Source organism: Riemerella columbina DSM 16469 (assembly GCF_000374405.1).
GTDB lineage: Bacteria > Bacteroidota > Bacteroidia > Flavobacteriales > Weeksellaceae > Riemerella > Riemerella columbina.
Genome location: NZ_KB894251.1, coordinates 1 through 16,484, shown reverse-complemented (window position 1 = coordinate 16,484; position 16,484 = coordinate 1). Strand labels below are relative to the sequence as shown.

15 protein-coding genes are annotated in these 16,484 nt (G+C 36.8%); 12 read left to right on the top strand and 3 right to left on the bottom strand.

From position 1 onward, the window contains the following. Positions 1–4: 4 nt before the first annotated feature. The 5 genes from C237_RS0108470 (at position 5) to eptA (ending at position 5,476) form a co-directional block, all read left to right on the top strand. Positions 5–1,165 carry a methylmalonyl-CoA mutase family protein gene (locus tag C237_RS0108470; RefSeq protein ID WP_018676066.1) on the top strand — a complete coding sequence of 387 codons (1,161 nt, stop codon included), beginning with the start codon at positions 5–7 and terminating at the stop codon, positions 1,163–1,165. After that, positions 1,158–2,102 (top strand): ribosome small subunit-dependent GTPase A, encoded by a 945-nt coding sequence (gene rsgA, locus C237_RS0108465; protein ID WP_018676065.1) that lies wholly within the window; start codon positions 1,158–1,160, stop codon positions 2,100–2,102. Before C237_RS0108470 ends, rsgA begins: the two co-directional genes overlap by 8 nt. Positions 2,103–2,179: 77 nt before the next feature. Next, positions 2,180–3,112: a pseudouridine synthase gene (locus C237_RS0108460; RefSeq protein WP_018676064.1), complete on the top strand. Its 933-nt coding sequence runs from the start codon at positions 2,180–2,182 to the stop codon at positions 3,110–3,112. A 29-nt stretch (positions 3,113–3,141) separates the two neighbouring features. Continuing rightward, on the top strand, positions 3,142–3,969 hold the full coding sequence (locus C237_RS0108455) for a phosphatase PAP2 family protein (RefSeq protein ID WP_026315593.1): 828 nt from the start codon (positions 3,142–3,144) through the stop codon (positions 3,967–3,969). Continuing rightward, the gene (eptA, locus tag C237_RS0108450) at positions 3,938–5,476 is read left to right on the top strand and encodes a phosphoethanolamine--lipid A transferase EptA (RefSeq protein ID WP_018676062.1); all 1,539 of its coding nucleotides are present in this window, start codon (positions 3,938–3,940) and stop codon (positions 5,474–5,476) included. Before C237_RS0108455 ends, eptA begins: the two co-directional genes overlap by 32 nt. A gap of 48 nt (positions 5,477–5,524) precedes the next feature. Here eptA and C237_RS14580 read toward each other — a convergent pair whose 3' ends face one another. Then, positions 5,525–5,686, bottom strand: coding sequence for a hypothetical protein (locus tag C237_RS14580; protein WP_018676061.1), 162 nt, complete (start codon positions 5,684–5,686; stop codon positions 5,525–5,527). Positions 5,687–6,079: 393 nt separating this feature from the next. Between C237_RS14580 and gyrA the strand changes: the two genes are divergently transcribed. The 7 genes from gyrA to speB all read left to right on the top strand — a co-directional run bounded on the left by gyrA (position 6,080) and on the right by speB (position 13,792). Next, complete coding sequence (gyrA, locus tag C237_RS0108440) at positions 6,080–8,689, top strand: DNA gyrase subunit A (protein WP_018676060.1); 2,610 nt, start codon at positions 6,080–6,082, stop codon at positions 8,687–8,689. A gap of 20 nt (positions 8,690–8,709) precedes the next feature. Then, positions 8,710–10,095 (top strand): tetratricopeptide repeat protein, encoded by a 1,386-nt coding sequence (locus C237_RS0108435; protein WP_018676059.1) that lies wholly within the window; start codon positions 8,710–8,712, stop codon positions 10,093–10,095. Between the two features lie 78 nt (positions 10,096–10,173). Next, positions 10,174–10,521: a YtxH domain-containing protein gene (locus C237_RS0108430; protein ID WP_018676058.1), complete on the top strand. Its 348-nt coding sequence runs from the start codon at positions 10,174–10,176 to the stop codon at positions 10,519–10,521. Positions 10,522–10,605: 84 nt separating this feature from the next. Then, positions 10,606–10,914 (top strand): phage holin family protein, encoded by a 309-nt coding sequence (locus tag C237_RS0108425; protein ID WP_018676057.1) that lies wholly within the window; start codon positions 10,606–10,608, stop codon positions 10,912–10,914. Between the two features lie 3 nt (positions 10,915–10,917). After that, positions 10,918–11,391, top strand: a complete 474-nt coding sequence (locus tag C237_RS0108420) for a hypothetical protein (protein ID WP_018676056.1) — start codon at positions 10,918–10,920, stop codon at positions 11,389–11,391. A gap of 128 nt (positions 11,392–11,519) precedes the next feature. After that, a complete protein-coding gene (locus tag C237_RS0108415) occupies positions 11,520–12,911 on the top strand; it encodes a type III PLP-dependent enzyme domain-containing protein (protein ID WP_018676055.1) in 1,392 nt (463 codons plus the stop codon). A gap of 23 nt (positions 12,912–12,934) precedes the next feature. Further along, a complete protein-coding gene (gene speB / locus C237_RS0108410) occupies positions 12,935–13,792 on the top strand; it encodes an agmatinase (protein WP_018676054.1) in 858 nt (285 codons plus the stop codon). Positions 13,793–14,176: 384 nt separating this feature from the next. Here speB and C237_RS0108405 read toward each other — a convergent pair whose 3' ends face one another. Together C237_RS0108405 and C237_RS13200 are read right to left on the bottom strand one after the other, a co-directional pair. Further along, positions 14,177–14,686 (bottom strand): hypothetical protein, encoded by a 510-nt coding sequence (locus C237_RS0108405; RefSeq protein ID WP_018676053.1) that lies wholly within the window; start codon positions 14,684–14,686, stop codon positions 14,177–14,179. 710 nt (positions 14,687–15,396) lie between these two features. Continuing rightward, positions 15,397–16,484, bottom strand: a 1,088-nt coding sequence (locus tag C237_RS13200) for a fibrobacter succinogenes major paralogous domain-containing protein (protein ID WP_018676052.1), incomplete at its 5' end; no start/stop codon positions are given.

Sequence of the window (16,484 nt, the reverse complement as noted above, 5' to 3'; positions counted from 1 at the left end):
GACTATGTTTAAAAAAATCAGTTTAGAGGATTGGGAATCCATCGTAAAAAAACAATTCAAAACCGAGGATATCTATTCGGTTTTAGAAAATACCAACTTAGAAGGGATAGAGGTAAAACCTTATTATGATAGTACGCAGACGCCATCGGTTGCACCATTATCCAAAGTGGAAGAGAGCACGCATTTAGTTGCCGCATTCCAAGATAGTTTAGAGGACTACGCTTATGCATTCTTTATTGAAAACCCAGTCGTCTTAAGTGAGAAAACGCTTTTTTTTGATGATTTAGCATTGGCTCTGTCTATTGCTGTTCAAGAGGATAATCAATATATCTCATTGGTTGATATTTTTAATGAAGATGGAGAGATAGATATTGAGGCGGGCAAACAATTATTAAATAAAAATTTTAAAAGAACTTTAGGAATTGATGTGGCATGGCATCAAAATTCTGGAGCAAGTTTGGTTCAGCAATTAGCAATTGCACTAGCTAAGGCTAAAGAATTAGTGGAGGTTTTTGATAAAGATATTTTACCGAAAATCATTTTTAGAATGGCAGTTGGAAGCAACTATTTTTTTGAAATTGCCAAAATTAGAGCGTTTAAACTATTATTCAACCAGTTTTCTAAAGAATATCAGCAGGATTTAGTCCCTTATATTTTTGCGGAAACTTCTATGCGAAATAAAACCATTCACGATAAAGAAAATAATCTGATTCGTTCGACTTTAGAATTGACTTCCGCAATGATTGGCGGTGCCGATGCGGTATTTGCCAATGATTATGATGTTCAGCAAAGTACACCACTATCCCAAGAAATCGCCTTTAAACAGAATGTGGTATTGGCCTATGAAAGTATCATTAATGTATTTGAAGATGCTATGGGCGGTAGTTATTTTGTAGAATCTGTGACTGAACAATTGGCGTCCAACGCTTGGCAATTGTTTATGGAAATGGAAGAGAAGGGTGGATATATCGAAATGATGAAATCTGGCGAGCTACAAAATGAGATTTACGAACACGCTATAGAAGAACATTTAGCGGTGGAGCGTGGCGATATCCAATTAATTGGCGCTAATCTATATCCAAAATTAGAACCAACCCAATCGGTAGAATCGCTCTACTCAAAATCTAAAATTCAACCGGTTAGACTTTCTGAAATCTATGAGTAACAAGGCTATTTTACAAGGGTTAATTACAAAATCTACGGGAAGTTGGTATCAGGTTCAAGAAAAGCAGAGTGGAACTTTTTATGAGGCTCGGATTCGTGGAAAATTTAAACTTCAAAAAACACGCTTAACCAACCCTTTGGCAGTGGGTGATTGGGTGGAATTTCAGCTGGAAACAGATGATATTGCGTGGATTACCAAAATAAAACCAAGAAAAAATTATTTAATTAGAAAGTCGGTTAATTTATCCAAAGAAGCCCATATCATCGCGTCTAATATTGATTTGGCGTGCTTTCTATTTACCCTCAAAAATCCAGAAACTTCATTGGGATTTCTAGACCGCTTTTTAGCGTGTTGTGAAGCGTATAACATCAAGCCATTAATTTTATTTAATAAAGCCGACCTCCTTTCCGATGAGGATATAGAATACATTCAAGCCTTAGCCACGCTATACGAAGCCATCGGTTATGATACTTTAATGATTTCTGCCTATTCTGAATTGAATTTAGATGAATTAAAATCTATTTTAAAAGATAAAATATCGGTATTTTTTGGACATTCGGGTAGTGGAAAATCGACATTGGTAAATGCGTTACAACCTGGACTTAACCTAAGAACGGGGGAGGTATCGGAAGTTCATTTAAAAGGTAAACATACCACTACTTTTGCACAGATGCATTTTTGGAATTTCGGCGGTAGTGTGATAGACACACCTGGGGTAAGGGAATTTGCGATGATAGAGGTAAGCCGAGAAGAAATTCAGCATTATTTCCCTGAAATATTTAGAACTAAAACAGAATGTAAATTTCATAATTGTATGCACCTTAATGAGCCTAAATGCGCCGTGATAAAGGCAGTAGAAGAGGGCGATATTTTGGAAAGTCGTTATATGACTTATCTTAAATTAATGGAAGAAGCAGAGGAAAATAAGATGTTCTAATCTTTTATTTCATTTAAGTAAACGCTAAACAAACTTTAAGATTTAAAAATCGTACCTTTGCAAAAAAATAATAAAATATGAGCAGACATCGCAAAAATTTTTCAGACAGAGGAAGGTCAAATCAAAAAAGAGGAGGAAAAGGCAATACGCGTGGCTCAAAGTTTGGGGGCAAAGATTTTGACTCTAGAGAAAAGTATGTGAAGGGCGACCGCCGCGGTAGAACCTTTGATGCTTCTTCGGAAGATAGAGTGAAATCATTTGTTCAGAAACGAAGAATTAACAAGCTGGTGCAGCAACCTAAAGATACCATTAGGCTTAATAAATATATCGCCAACTCTGGAATTTGTAGTAGGAGAGAGGCAGATGAACTCATTGCACAAGGTTTGGTAGAAGTTAATGGAAAAGTTATTACCGAAATGGGTTATCAAGTTCAGAAAACGGATAAAGTAACTTTTGATAATCAAAATTTAACACCAGAAAAACCCGTTTATGTTTTACTAAATAAACCTAAAGGCTATATTTCTACTACTAAAGACGACAAAGCCAGAAAAACCGTAACCGATCTTACGGCAAATGCGTCGCCTTATAGGATTTTCCCTGTGGGACGATTGGATAGGCAAACCACAGGTGTTATTTTACTAACAAATGATGGGCATATGACGAAAAAACTAACGCACCCATCGTTCAATATTAAGAAAATTTACCAAGTAACTTTAGATAAAAAATTATCTAGAGAAGATATGGAGACCATAGCAGAAGGCATCCGTTTGGAAGAAGGCATTGCCCAAGTGGATAGCATTTCTTATATCGAGGGGCGTCCAAAAAACGAAATTGGGATAGAGATTCATATTGGGTGGAATCGTGTAATTCGTAGAATTTTCCAACGCTTAGGCTACGAGGTGGAAGCACTAGACCGCGTGATGTTCGCGGGATTAACCAAAAAAAATATCAAACGCGGACATTGGCGTATCCTTACCGAATTAGAGGTAAACAACCTTAAGATGTTATAGTTTAAATTGTAAACCATAGTCATCATTCTATGAACCATAGCGTCATCAATAATTTTTCTAAACTAAGTTGGCAATGGTTATTATTGCCAATTTTTATTGTTCTTTTCATCGTTGTTTTTTTGCTGAGTCATAGAGCATTAAGTACCTTGGGCTATGTTGAAATTCAAAAGGATTTATTTTTCTATTTGAATGATGAATTAGCCTATTCAGAGGTTTTTCAATACAATTTAACCCAAATAGGAGATGCTTTAATATTCCTAAGTTTCCTATCGCTTCTGGTAATTTATGCCCCAAAAGTATGGGAAGCCTTGATTTTTGGTTTGTTGGTTTCGGTGGCGTTTTCCGTACCCTTAAAAGAATTTATTGATGTACCCAGACCCGCCCAAATGTTCGATCCTACGACCTTTCATATTGCAGGGAAGACTATTGTCGGCTATGCCAGTTTACCTTCAGGACATTCTATTACCACTTTTACAATCATTACGGTGCTGTTGTTTGCCTTTGCGCCCCAAAAAAAGAAGTACCGCATCATATGGTTTCTTTTAATTCCTATACTTGCATTTAAGGGAACACTTACCAGAGTTGCCGTAGGCGCTCATTATCCATTAGATGTGTTGATAGGGAGTTCTATCGGTTTTTTTTCAGGGGTATCAGGGATTATCTTAGCCCAAAAATACCGATTATGGCATTGGGTAGGGCAAAAGAAATACCACCCCATTTTTATGGCGCTTTTTGCAGGGAGTATCGTAGTTTTAATCATCAAAATCACAAAAGAACCGCTCTTTATTTTTTATTTATCAATAGCAAGTATAATCTATTCATTGTATGCAATTACCAAAGTTTATATCCAAAAATAAGTTTTCATTGTGGCAATTCGCCGCTTTGATGAGTGTGTTGAATTTTCTATTCTTTCACTATCTGTTTTTCAAATTTGTATTTAAAAATTTAGAATACAATAGTTTTAGCGGTGTGTTACTCATCATCAGTTTGGTGGTCGTGATGTTGGTTGCCAACTTTTTCATATTCTATCTGTTTTTCTATATCTCACGAAGAGTCAGCAAAGTTTTGCTGTCGCTTACCTTTATTATTAGTGCGCTATCGGTCTATTTTGTTAATACTTTCGGAGTGATTATCGATGAGAGTATGATCGGCAATGTATTCAATACCAATTATGAGGAATCGAGTAGTTTTTTCTCTTTTAAATTGATACTATATGTGCTGTTTTTGGGGATTTTGCCGAGCATTTATATTTTTAGAGCGAAGATTAACAAACCTACTTTCAAAAAGTTTGCAATTACCACTTCATTATCCGTATTATTTATGCTGATTTTAGCCTTTGCAAACGCTACCAATTGGCTTTGGATTGATAAAAACTCCAAACAATTGGGCGGATTGGCGATGCCGTGGTCGTATTCGGTAAATACCGCTTTGTTTTATATCCATAAAAGTCAAGAAAATCAAGAAGAGATACCATTGCCCGATGCCACCATCAAAAATCAAGAGAAATCGGTAGTGGTGTTGGTTATTGGCGAATCGGCTCGAAAACAAAATTTCTCGCTCTATGGCTATGAGAAAAATACCAATCCGCTACTTTCTAAAACAGAAAACCTCTATCATTTCGATGCCGAATCGTGTGCTACCTATACCACCGCAGGGGTTAAGTGTATTTTGGAACACGAAAATACGGGCGATTTGTACGAAATTCTACCCAATTACCTCAATCGTACGGGCGTAGAAGTCATTTGGCGAACTTCCAACTGGGGCGAGCCACCTGTTCATATCGAGAAATACATCAAAAAAGGCGATTTAACAAAGGATTGTGAGGGCGAAGGTTGTGAATATGACGAAGTTTTACTCAGAGGACTCAAAGAACAAATCGAGGCGAGTGATAAGAATAAAATTTTAGTCATTATCCACACCAGCACCAGTCACGGACCGGCTTACAATCAGAAATACCCACCGAAGTTCGAAACCTTTCAGCCTGTTTGTACCAGTGTGGAGTTGAGCAATTGTACCCAGCAAGAACTCATCAATGCGTATGATAATACCATTGTCTATACCGACTATATTTTGCATACTTTGATTGAAGATTTAAAGCAACTCAAAGACTATAAAAGCACGATGCTTTTTGTGTCTGACCACGGCGAATCCCTCGGCGAGAAAAACCTCTATATGCACGGATTGCCGATGAGCCTTGCCCCCAAAGAGCAATACGAAATTCCGTTTATCGTATGGGTATCCGACCCTGCCCAACAATTAAAATCAGAAAAAACGCTGACTCAAAACTATGTGTTTCATAGTATTTTACATTTTTTAGGTATTGATAGCCCTATTTATAAGGAAGAGATGAATATTTATAAATAAAAAAAGAGAGCAAGCTAATTGCTCTCTTTTATGTTTAAGTGGATTGTCTTACTTATTCAATTGCTGTTTTAAAGCGATTTCTAAATCTAATAATACTTTAGCGGCTTCATTATCTTCAAATGCACTATTGCCCGCCATATAAAATCCTTTTTCATGGGTTGTAGTGTTTTCAATCCCGTATACCGTACTTTCATCACCCGGGTTGGTCATACCTTCGTATCTATAAACTTGTAGGATTTTAAACGCATCTTTGGACTCGATGATGTCTTCTTCATGCTCGTTATAGTCTTTAGAAAATCCTGCTTTTTCGAGTTATTCTAATGCTACAGAAGCTGATTTGTAATGGTAAATATCATTTACATTCATAATTTATTTTTTTTATTAATATATTCAAAAATTGTATCATATAAAGGTCAGATTAGGGGTTATATATCCATAACTATCAATTTTAATCATAGAATTTTGAGTTAGAAGCTATTCTAATTAACTAATATTTTAACGATTTTTTATGAATTTACTCGGTATTTTTTTGTAAATTAGCCCTTTAATAAAATTGAATTTTCAAATTAAATAGTTAACTGATATTCAGATAATAAACAAATTATGCAAAAAGAAGGAGAAAGGTTGATACCGATCAACATTGTTGATGAAATGAAATCTTCCTATATCGATTACTCGATGTCGGTTATTGTCTCTCGTGCGTTACCAGATGTAAGGGATGGACTAAAACCTGTACATAGAAGAGTACTCTACGGGATGTATGGATTAGGAGTTTTTTCCAATAAAAAATATTTAAAATCTGCCAGAATTGTAGGGGATGTACTTGGTAAGTACCACCCACACGGCGATAGTTCGGTATATGATGCTATGGTGCGTATGGCACAGCCTTGGAGTTTACGCTATATGCAAGTAGATGGGCAAGGTAACTTTGGTTCTATGGACGGCGATCCACCAGCAGCCATGAGATATACCGAAGCAAGACTTCAAAAAATATCCGATGAAATCCTTGCCGATTTAGATAAAGAAACGGTAGATTTTCAAAATAACTTTGATGATAGTTTAAAAGAACCTACGGTTTTACCAACTAAAATTCCTAATCTACTCGTGAATGGAGCATCGGGGATTGCAGTAGGTATGGCAACCAATATGGCGCCACATAATCTATCGGAAGCGGTAGATGCTATCTGTGCGTATATCGACAACAAAGAAATTACCATAGATGAGTTGATGAAACACATCATCGCACCAGATTTCCCAACAGGGGGGATTATCTATGGTTATGATGGCGTAAGAGATGCCTTCCATACTGGGCGTGGGCGTATTGTGCTAAGAGGTAAAGTCAATTTTGAAGAAGTAGGTAATAGAAATGCCATTATCGTTACCGAAGTACCTTATTTAGTAAATAAGGCAGATATGATTTCTAGAACTTCGGAATTGGTGAAAGAAGATAAAATCCCAGGCATCTACGAAATTCGTGATGAGTCCGATAGAAGAGGAATGCGTATTGTTTTTGAACTTAAAAATGATGCTATTCCAAATGTGGTATTGAATCTACTTTATAAATATACAGCGCTTCAAACTTCATTTAGTGTTAATAATATTGCATTGGTGAAGGGTAGACCGCAACAACTGAACTTAAAGGATATTATTGTTCATTTCGTAGAACACCGTCACGAAGTGGTGATTCGCAGAACTCAATATGAATTGAGAAAAGCCCAAGAGCGTGCACATATTTTAGAAGGATTTATGAAGGTAATTGCCACCCAAGATACTTTGGATAAAGCGATTGCTATCATTCGTCACTCGGCAAACCCTCAAGCAGCTAAGCAAGGTTTAATGGAAGAATTTGAACTTTCAGAAATCCAAGCCCAAGCGATATTAGATTTAAGACTTGCCCGACTAACGGGAATGGAGTTGGATAAAATTCGTGATGAGTACAAAGCCATTATGGATTTAATTGCCAATTTAGAAGACATCTTAAATAATGAAGCAAGACGCTACGAAATCATCAAAGATGAATTATTAGAAATTAAAGAAAAATACGGCGACGAAAGAAGAACTGCTATTGACTATTCTGGTGGCGAGATGTCTATTGAAGACTTTATCCCGAATGAAGATGTGGTATTAACTATTTCTCACGCTGGATATATCAAAAGAACTTTATTATCAGAATACAAAACTCAGAGTAGAGGTGGAGTAGGAAACCGTGCGGCATCGACTAGAGATGAGGACTTCTTAGAATACATTGTTTCGGCTACCAACCACCAATATATGCTATTCTTTACGGAAAAAGGAAAATGCTATTGGTTAAGAGTGTTTGAAATTCCAGAAGGGTCTAAAACGGCTAAAGGTAGAGCGATTCAAAACTTAATTAACATCGAAGCAGATGATAAAATTAAAGCCTATATCCGTACCAACGACCTAAAAGATGCAGACTATGTACAGCAAATGTATGTGGTAATGATTACGAAGAATGGTACCATTAAGAAAACCTCGCTAGAAGCTTATTCCAGACCGAGAACTAATGGGATTAATGCGATAGAAATTAGAGAAGATGACCAATTATTAGGAGCAAGATTAACCAATGGTAACTCGGAAATTATGATTGCCACTAAAAATGGTAAATGTATCCGTTTCCCAGAGGAAAAAGCCCGTGCCGTAGGTAGAAATTCTATCGGGGTGAGAGGGATTTCCTTAGAGGACAGCGATGAGGTAATTGGTATGATAGTTGTAAACGATATAGAACACGAGTCTGTATTGGTAGTCTCTGAAAAGGGCTACGGTAAGAGAACTGCGGTTGAAGATTATCGAATTACTAACCGTGGTGGTAAAGGGGTAATTACCTTAAATATCACTGAAAAAACGGGTAACCTTATTGCCATTCAATCGGTGGTTGATGGTAACGATTTAATGATTATCAATAAATCTGGTGTTGCCATTAGAATGTCCGTAGATAATATGCGTGTGATGGGTAGAAATACCCAAGGGGTGAGATTAATCAACCTTAAAGGTAGCGATGAAATTGCTGCGGTAGCAAAAATTGAGGCAGAAAAAGAAGTAGAAGACGAGGAAAGCTTAGAAGCCATAGCAGACGAGGTAAAAAATGCTGAGTTTTCTGAAACGCCTCAAACAGGGGATAATGTCATTAACCTTGGAGATGAAGAAGTAAAAAAACAAATTGAAGACGAAGAGTCGGAAGAGTTTAATCAATAATATAAAAACAAAAGGATATTATGAAAAAAATATTTTTAAGCCTAGCAGTTATTTCTGCGACTTGGGCTTTAGCACAAAAGAAAGAAGTTCAAAATGCTTATAAAGCGATAGAATCTGGAGATATTGCCAAAGCAAAATCAGAAATTGCTCAGGCAGAGGCTGCAATGGGGGATAAAACTTACCTTTTGGAACCTGCTGTTTTGGAACAGTATTATTATGCTAAAGGTTTAGCTTTATTGAAATCTGGAGATGTAAAAAATGGTGCGGCTTATTTGGCAAAAATTACAGATTTAGGTAAAGAGAAAATCTATACGGGCAAAAATGAAAACCGTGATAGAGTTTACTTCGTAGGAAAAGCAGCGGCAGATAAAAGTGGGGTTGCTAAACTAAAAGAAGAAGTATATACCCCGAAATTATCAAATGAGGCTAGAAATCACATTAATCCGTTATTAAAAACGGCTGGCGACCAGGCCTATAAAGCCTATCAAGCAAAAGATTACGGACAAGCGGCAAGTAAGTACGAAGAGGTTTACAACTTATTAAAAGCTGCAGGTTCTGATGATAAATTATATATGTACTATGCTGGTCTTAACTATGCTTTGGCAGATAATAAAGACAAAGCTGTTGAAGTATATAGCAACTTAATTAATAGTGGCTATACTGGTGTAACTACGGTCTATAAGGCTAAAAACAAAAAGACAGGTCAAGTTGAAAATCTAGACCAAAATAGTTTTGAAATGCTTAAGAAAATGGGGGCGGCATCAGATTTTACCGACTTCAAAACAGAGCAAACCCCAAGTGTTGAAAAAGAACTATATGAAACGCTGGGTGCTCTATATATAGATAAGGGAGACTACGACCAAGCTCTTCAACTTATTGAAAAAGGATTAGTGAAATTCCCTAGATCGACTAAGTTATCAGAATTGCAAGGTACGGCTTATTATAAATCTGGTAAAACAGAACAATTTGTACAAAGCCTAAAGCAACAATTAGCCACTAATCCTAATGATAAAGTGGGGTGGTATAACCTTGGGGTATTGTTGAGTAAAGATCTATCCACCATGACTGATGCGGAAAATGCGTTTAAAAAAGCTTTAGAAATAGACCCTAACTATATCCCTGCACTACAAGGTATTTTCTACAATGTTTATATGCTAGGAGATGATGGTAAAGTTATTGAAGAAGCGGAAGCGGCAAGAAAAGCGAAAAACTTAGATAAGTTTAATGAAATCCTTCAAAAAAGAAGAGAGCGATTCGCTAAAGGGTTACCATACTTAGAAAAATGGTATTCACTAGAACCTAAAAATTTAGAAATCGTAAGTCTATTAAAAGGTGTTTATCAAACGGTAAGAAAAGAAGATAAATTTAAAGAGATGAAAGCCGTTGAAGAGTCTCTAAAAAAATAATGATAAGAATTAAATTATGGTATACTTATTGATGTATCATAGAAGATTAGATTAATATTAACACAAAAAAATAACATTATGTCAAAAAGAAATAACAATTCAGTAGGAGTTTTAGTTGGTTTATTAGCAGGTGCTGCTGTAGGCGTTGCTCTTGGAATGCTTTACGCACCAGAAGAAGGTAAAAAAACTAGAAAGAAAATTAAGGAAAAATCAGAAGACCTTAAAGACGAAGCTAAGAAAAAGTACGAAAAAACTAGCAAAAAAGTCAAAGAAAAATATGAAGATCTTTCTGAAAAAACTAAAGATACTTTAGACAATGTGGTATCTAATGTAAAAGATACTTATGAAAAATATAAAGAACAAGCATCGGATAAAGTTAGCGAAATTGCTAAAGATGTAGAGTCTGAACTAGATGCTTTAAAATAAGCAGTTCTTACAACTTATAAAACAAAAAGGAACTTGTAAAATAGTTCCTTTTTGTTTAAATTAGAACACTCTAAAATATTAATTATGATTGAAATTTTAAAAAATTATGCCCAAAGCCGATTAGATTTGTTAAAGATGGAGGCTACTGAAAAAGCATCCTTATCTGCTGGTGCTATCGTTTTTGGTGTATCGTTGGCGGTATTTGCTTTGTTTTTTCTTGTTTTGCTTAATATAGGATTAGCCATTCTTATCGGTCAATGTTTAGAGAATATTGTCTATGGATTTTTAATTATGGCGGGTATCTACCTCCTCTTTGTTATTTTGTTTTTAGTTTTTAGAACTTCTGTAAAGGAAGGTATTGCTAATATCATCATCAAATCATTAAACAAATAAATTATGGGTGCCAAATATAAAAATCTAGCAGAACTAAGACAGCAAAAAGCACTTTTGAAAAATGAAGTGCAAGATTTGCAAGACTTGATTACTTTTAAAAATCCTAAAACTTCTTTTAGTCAATTGACGGGAGGATTTACCGATGAATTTCTTACCTTAAAACCTGGGGATGATGGCGAAAAACATCTGGCATTGAAGACGGGAAGCATTGTGTCTCAAGTTTCTAGAGGATTACAAAAGAAAATATCGGATAAAAATAGAACGCCTGTACTAAGGTTAGATAACGATAACTTAAAGCAAAGTGTAGTAGAAAATGCACTAAGGCTAGGAGTTGTCACTTTTGTGGGCAGTTATGCCAGAAAAAAACTCTATAATAGCAGTTGGAAAAACAAATTGATTGGTATATTATTGGTCTATGTAGCACCAGTAGCCATTAGATATGTAAGAGAAAAAATTGAAGACTTACAAGCAAAGTAAGGTTTTAATCCTAAATAAATAAGTTGAGAAACTTCTATATTAGTGAATGTAGAAGTTTTTCTATTTAACACAATAAAACTTCAACTTTTTTTAGCATTTTTGCATAGTAAAAAAATTAAACTTTATTAATGAAAATAAAATATTCGGAACTGATAGACCAAACTTTGTATTTCCCTCAAGAAGAATTTTCTTATGATGCGGAAAGTCTGCATTTTCATGGGATTAACTTAATGGAGGTGATAGAAAAGTTTGGGACGCCACTTAAAATTAGCTATCTACCAAAAATCTCTCAAAACATCCAAAGAGCAAAGAAATGGTTTGCCGATGCCATAGAGAAAAACGAGTATAAAAACACTTACCGCTATTGTTATTGTACTAAATCTAGCCATTTTTCATTCGTTTTAGATGAGGCTTTGAAGAATGATATCAGTCTAGAAACTTCTTCGGCATTTGATATGGATATCGTGAAAAAACTATACGAAAGGGGAAGTGTTCAAAAAAACATTGAGGTGATTTGTAATGGCTTTAAAACCGATGACTATTTAGAAAAAATTTCAGCACTCATCAATGATGGTTTTGAAAATATTACGCCTATTCTAGATAATTATAGAGAATTAGATAAATTAACGGAGAGCATAGACTCTACTTTTAATATCGGGATTAGAATTGCATCTGAGGAAGAGCCAAAGTTTGAGTTTTATACCTCAAGACTCGGTATTGGGTATAAGGATATTATCCCTTATTATAGCCAAAAAATAGCAGAGCATCCTAATGCAAGGCTTAAAATGCTACACTTCTTTATCAATACAGGGATTAAAGACACCGCTTATTATTGGAACGAATTGTTTAAATGTTTAAGAGTCTATGCGCGTTTGAAAAAAATTGCCCCAGAAGTAGATTCATTAAATATTGGCGGAGGATTTCCTATCAAAACCTCACTCAATTTCGACTACGATTATGAGTATATGGTGAATGAAATCGTTTCTCAAATTAAAAAATTCTGTGAAGAAGAAGGCGTGGAAGAACCAAATATCTATACAGAATTTGGTTCGTTTACCGTAGGGGAAAGTGGAGCTAATATCTACCAAATTATCAGCCAGAAACGCCAAAACGACCGAGAAAAATGGAATATGATAGACAGCAGTTTTATGACGACGCTCCCCGATTCTTGGGCGATTTCTAGACACTTCATTATGCTACCGATTAACCGATGGGAAGACAGCTACGAAAGGGTATTCCTCGGCGGTTTAACTTGTGATTCGGATGATTATTATAACTCGGAGCAGCATACCAATGCCATCTATTTACCCGTCTTTAGTGATACCAAACCGCTTTATATTGGATTTTTCAATACGGGAGCTTATCAGGAAAGTATCAGTGGTTATGGCGGTGCGCACCATTGTTTAATTCCACAACCGAGACATATTTTAATTACCAAAGACGACGAAGGCAACTTTACCTACGAACTCTTCCGAGAAAAACAAAATCCAGAAGAAGTTTTAAAACTGGTAGGGTATTAATTTTTAAAAGAAAAATAAATAAAATGGAAAATACTTACGCAGGGATTCCTGAGGAATACGCAAGTTTAGAAAATTCAAAAGTGATGTTGGTAACCGTTCCTTACGATGGGACTTCCACTTGGGGAAAAGGTGCTGACAAAGGACCTGAATTGTTCCTTGATGCTTCTGAAAATATGGAATTGTACGATATCGAAACGGGAACTGAGCCTTATTTGGAAGGAGTGTATTTGGCAGGGGAAGTATCCGAAAATAGTTCACCCGAAGCGATGACCGAAGCAGTCTATCAAAAGACCAAAGAATTACTAAAGAATGAGGGAAAACTCTTTACCTTATTTGGTGGAGAACATTCAGTTTCTATTGGTTCGATTCGTGCGGTGGGGGAGAAGTACGAGAATTTGACCGTTCTGCAACTCGATGCTCATACCGATTTGCGACCTGAATATCACGGCTCTACTTCCAATCACGCTTGTGCGGTGTTTGAGGCAAACGAAAAGCACACTTTGGTGCAAGTAGGTATCCGCTCTTGCGATGTGGAGGAAATGCAATATGTACCCGAAGGGCGTTGTTTTTGGGCTCACGAAATCCATAACAACCCCAATTGGATAGAGGAGGTGCTGAACAAAGTGGAAGGCAATGTCTATATAACGATTGATTTAGATGCTTTTGACCCTTCGATAGCACCCTCAACAGGGACGCCAGAACCAGGCGGTTTGCAATGGTATCCTACTTTGGAATTGCTTAGAAAAGTATTTGAAAAGTGCAATGTAGTGGCTTTTGATATTGTAGAATTGATGGATAGCCCAATGCCCAAACCTACGGCATTCCTTGCCGCGAAATTGTATTACAAAATGTTAGCGTATTATCATCAAAATAAAGATTGAGGGGTAAATAAATTATAAATGCTAAATGATAGATTTTAAATTAAAAGTGAAGAGTTAAAAGTTTTGAGTTAAAAGTTTTGAGTAGCTTACAGCTTAAAGCCTACTGCTTATTGCTGTTCTTGTCTAATTTCTAGCCTCTAATCTCTAAATTAGTACATCTTACATTAGTACATTCTACATCAATACATTAATAAATTACCTACACCTATTATAAAAGGTAACGAGGGGTGGTTATTAAGGTGGGATAGGGTGGTTCTGAACCACCTACAAGCACTATCATAAGTATCTACATCCCCTAAAAAACGAGTTCTCGGGTGGTCAAAGACCACCCGAGAACTATTAAATAACCACCTATTGGGCGGTTTACAAATACCCTACACCTTATTAAGAAGTACCCGAAGGTGCTTCTGAACCACCTGATGCCTCGTCTTTTACCTTAGAACTAGCGCTTTGATAATGCTTCTTAAGATCTTGATAGATACTGGTAGTCCCTGGCTCGTTTTGAGAGGACAGGTATTTAATGTATCTATAATACGCAATGGCACTATGGAAGTTATCATGGTCTAACAAGATTTTGGTATCACTCATTTTTTCTACAATACGAGACAATGCTTTTAGCGGGATATCTAATTGCTGCCTGGCGTGGTAGTCCGCGTCAAACTCGGTTTTGTCTATGGTACGGGGCAAGGTTTCGGTGTCTTGCTCCATATAGTGTTTGCACTTGTCTACTAAGACTTTGTTGCGGTCGGCAATGCTACCGTATTGTTGGCGTTCTTCTGGGCTTAGGTTGATGACCTTGCCCTGCAATACTTGATTGATTTGCTGAATTGCAGTGTTTAGTGTTTGCAATTCTTGATCCGTAAAGCGGATACTGATTAAATTGTCTAATGCCATAATTTTATATGTTTTTAGTTAGCTGTAAGCCGTAGGCAGAGGGCTTTCGGCTTATACCGTATATTATATTTATGTATTGTTATATTAACACTTGGTAGAAGCCCCTTTACTGGTGTGAGCACGACGCTCGTGCCTTTAAGCCTATTTTTATATTGCTTTATTATAAATTACTCCATACCATGATTATTTATTGTTCTTTTTCTTGATAAAAAGAACCAAAAATCAAGACTGTAAGTCTTTAGGCTAAAGTTTTTCACTAAAGGCTAAAAGTTTTAGAACTCGCTCGTACCTCGCTCAAACAGTAAAACTTTTTTAACGCCTTTCGTTTCAAACTTCTTTACGCCACAGACTTAGAGGTCGAATTTGTCATGGTAAGCCAAAGGGGTTAGGCTTATTGCTTATAGGGTTACTATCTTGCAACACCATATAGGGAGCGGGTTTGCGGAAGATTTTAGGCATAATGTCTTAGTTTTTTTACTATTTTTAAAATATTAGTTAGATTATTTTATTAATTATAAAAGCCTACAAAGTCTTTATAGATAAGCCTTTGCAGGCTTTTGGGGGTATGGTGGTTAGTTTGTACCTTTTTTAGCGAACCCATAGGGTTACATTATGTTACCCTATAGGGTTACCGCCATACTTAGCCTTACCCACCTGTTTTTTACTTACAAGCTTAAGCGGGCTGGCGGAAAACAGATGTGAACGCACGCTTAATCCTTGAGGCAGCGGACGCTAAAGCCGACTGCACGACTGTCGTTGTCGCCCGCGTCGCTATTGCTGCTGTTGAACCACAGGTTCCACGAGTAGTTGCTATTGCCCTGCTCACTGCTCCAGAAGTTGCCGTAGCTGCTGTGAAAGTAGAGCGTCCCATAGCTGCTGTTACGGTCACCACTAGCAGGCAGACGAAGACCAGTCTCGTTCCACATTGCAGAGCTATTTGAGGAATTTGTACCATTAGACCTACCTGTAATAGCATCATGCAACGCCATCTGCTCCGTATGCGTAGGAACATGATAACCAGACGGACACGGGTTGGTAGCACCACCCGTTTGCCATAAAGTCTTTTCACTATTTTGGTTAACGGTATTGTTTACCCAACTATAGTTAGACGAAGAAGTACTATTTATAAACTGGTTAGTATTTGGATTTGTCCAAGAGCTGGATAAAGTTGATGTAGGGCTATTATATTTCGGCGTACCACTAGTTGCGTTAGACCAATTGATGAGTTCATGTCCATCTGGATTACGCTGCCACTGGAAAAGTGAACCATATGCTTTCCAGTCCGTTTTGCTGGTGGCTTGCTGAACTGGATTAAAATATCGAGAACCTACTCTGGCATATTCTGCCCCCAAATTATTATTTAACCATGTTCTTCCATCAGGTCCTTTGATAGGGATGTAGATAAACTCATGCTCTTTTACTTTCGCGCCATAGCCTACACAATCAAATGTGGTCTTACCAAAACAACGATCTGGAACCCCACCTATACCTTTTAAGACCACTTGATACGGTTGCCCATTGAGTGTGTATGGAATGGTCGCAATTTCGTACTCTTGCCCCGGTGGTAACATTTTTACAAGATATTCATTATCCGAACCGCCTACGGTAATGGTCGCATCTAAATAACCATTCACCCCAAAATTACCCTGAGGAATATTTAGCGTAAGAGTATTGGTATCATCACCCTGCCCTGCAGCGGTGGTTACTGCTTGAGAGGTTACCTTGGTATAAGAACCACTACCATTGGTGTAAGGAATTTTTACAATGAGTTTATTGGAGGTATTATTGATCTTACCTT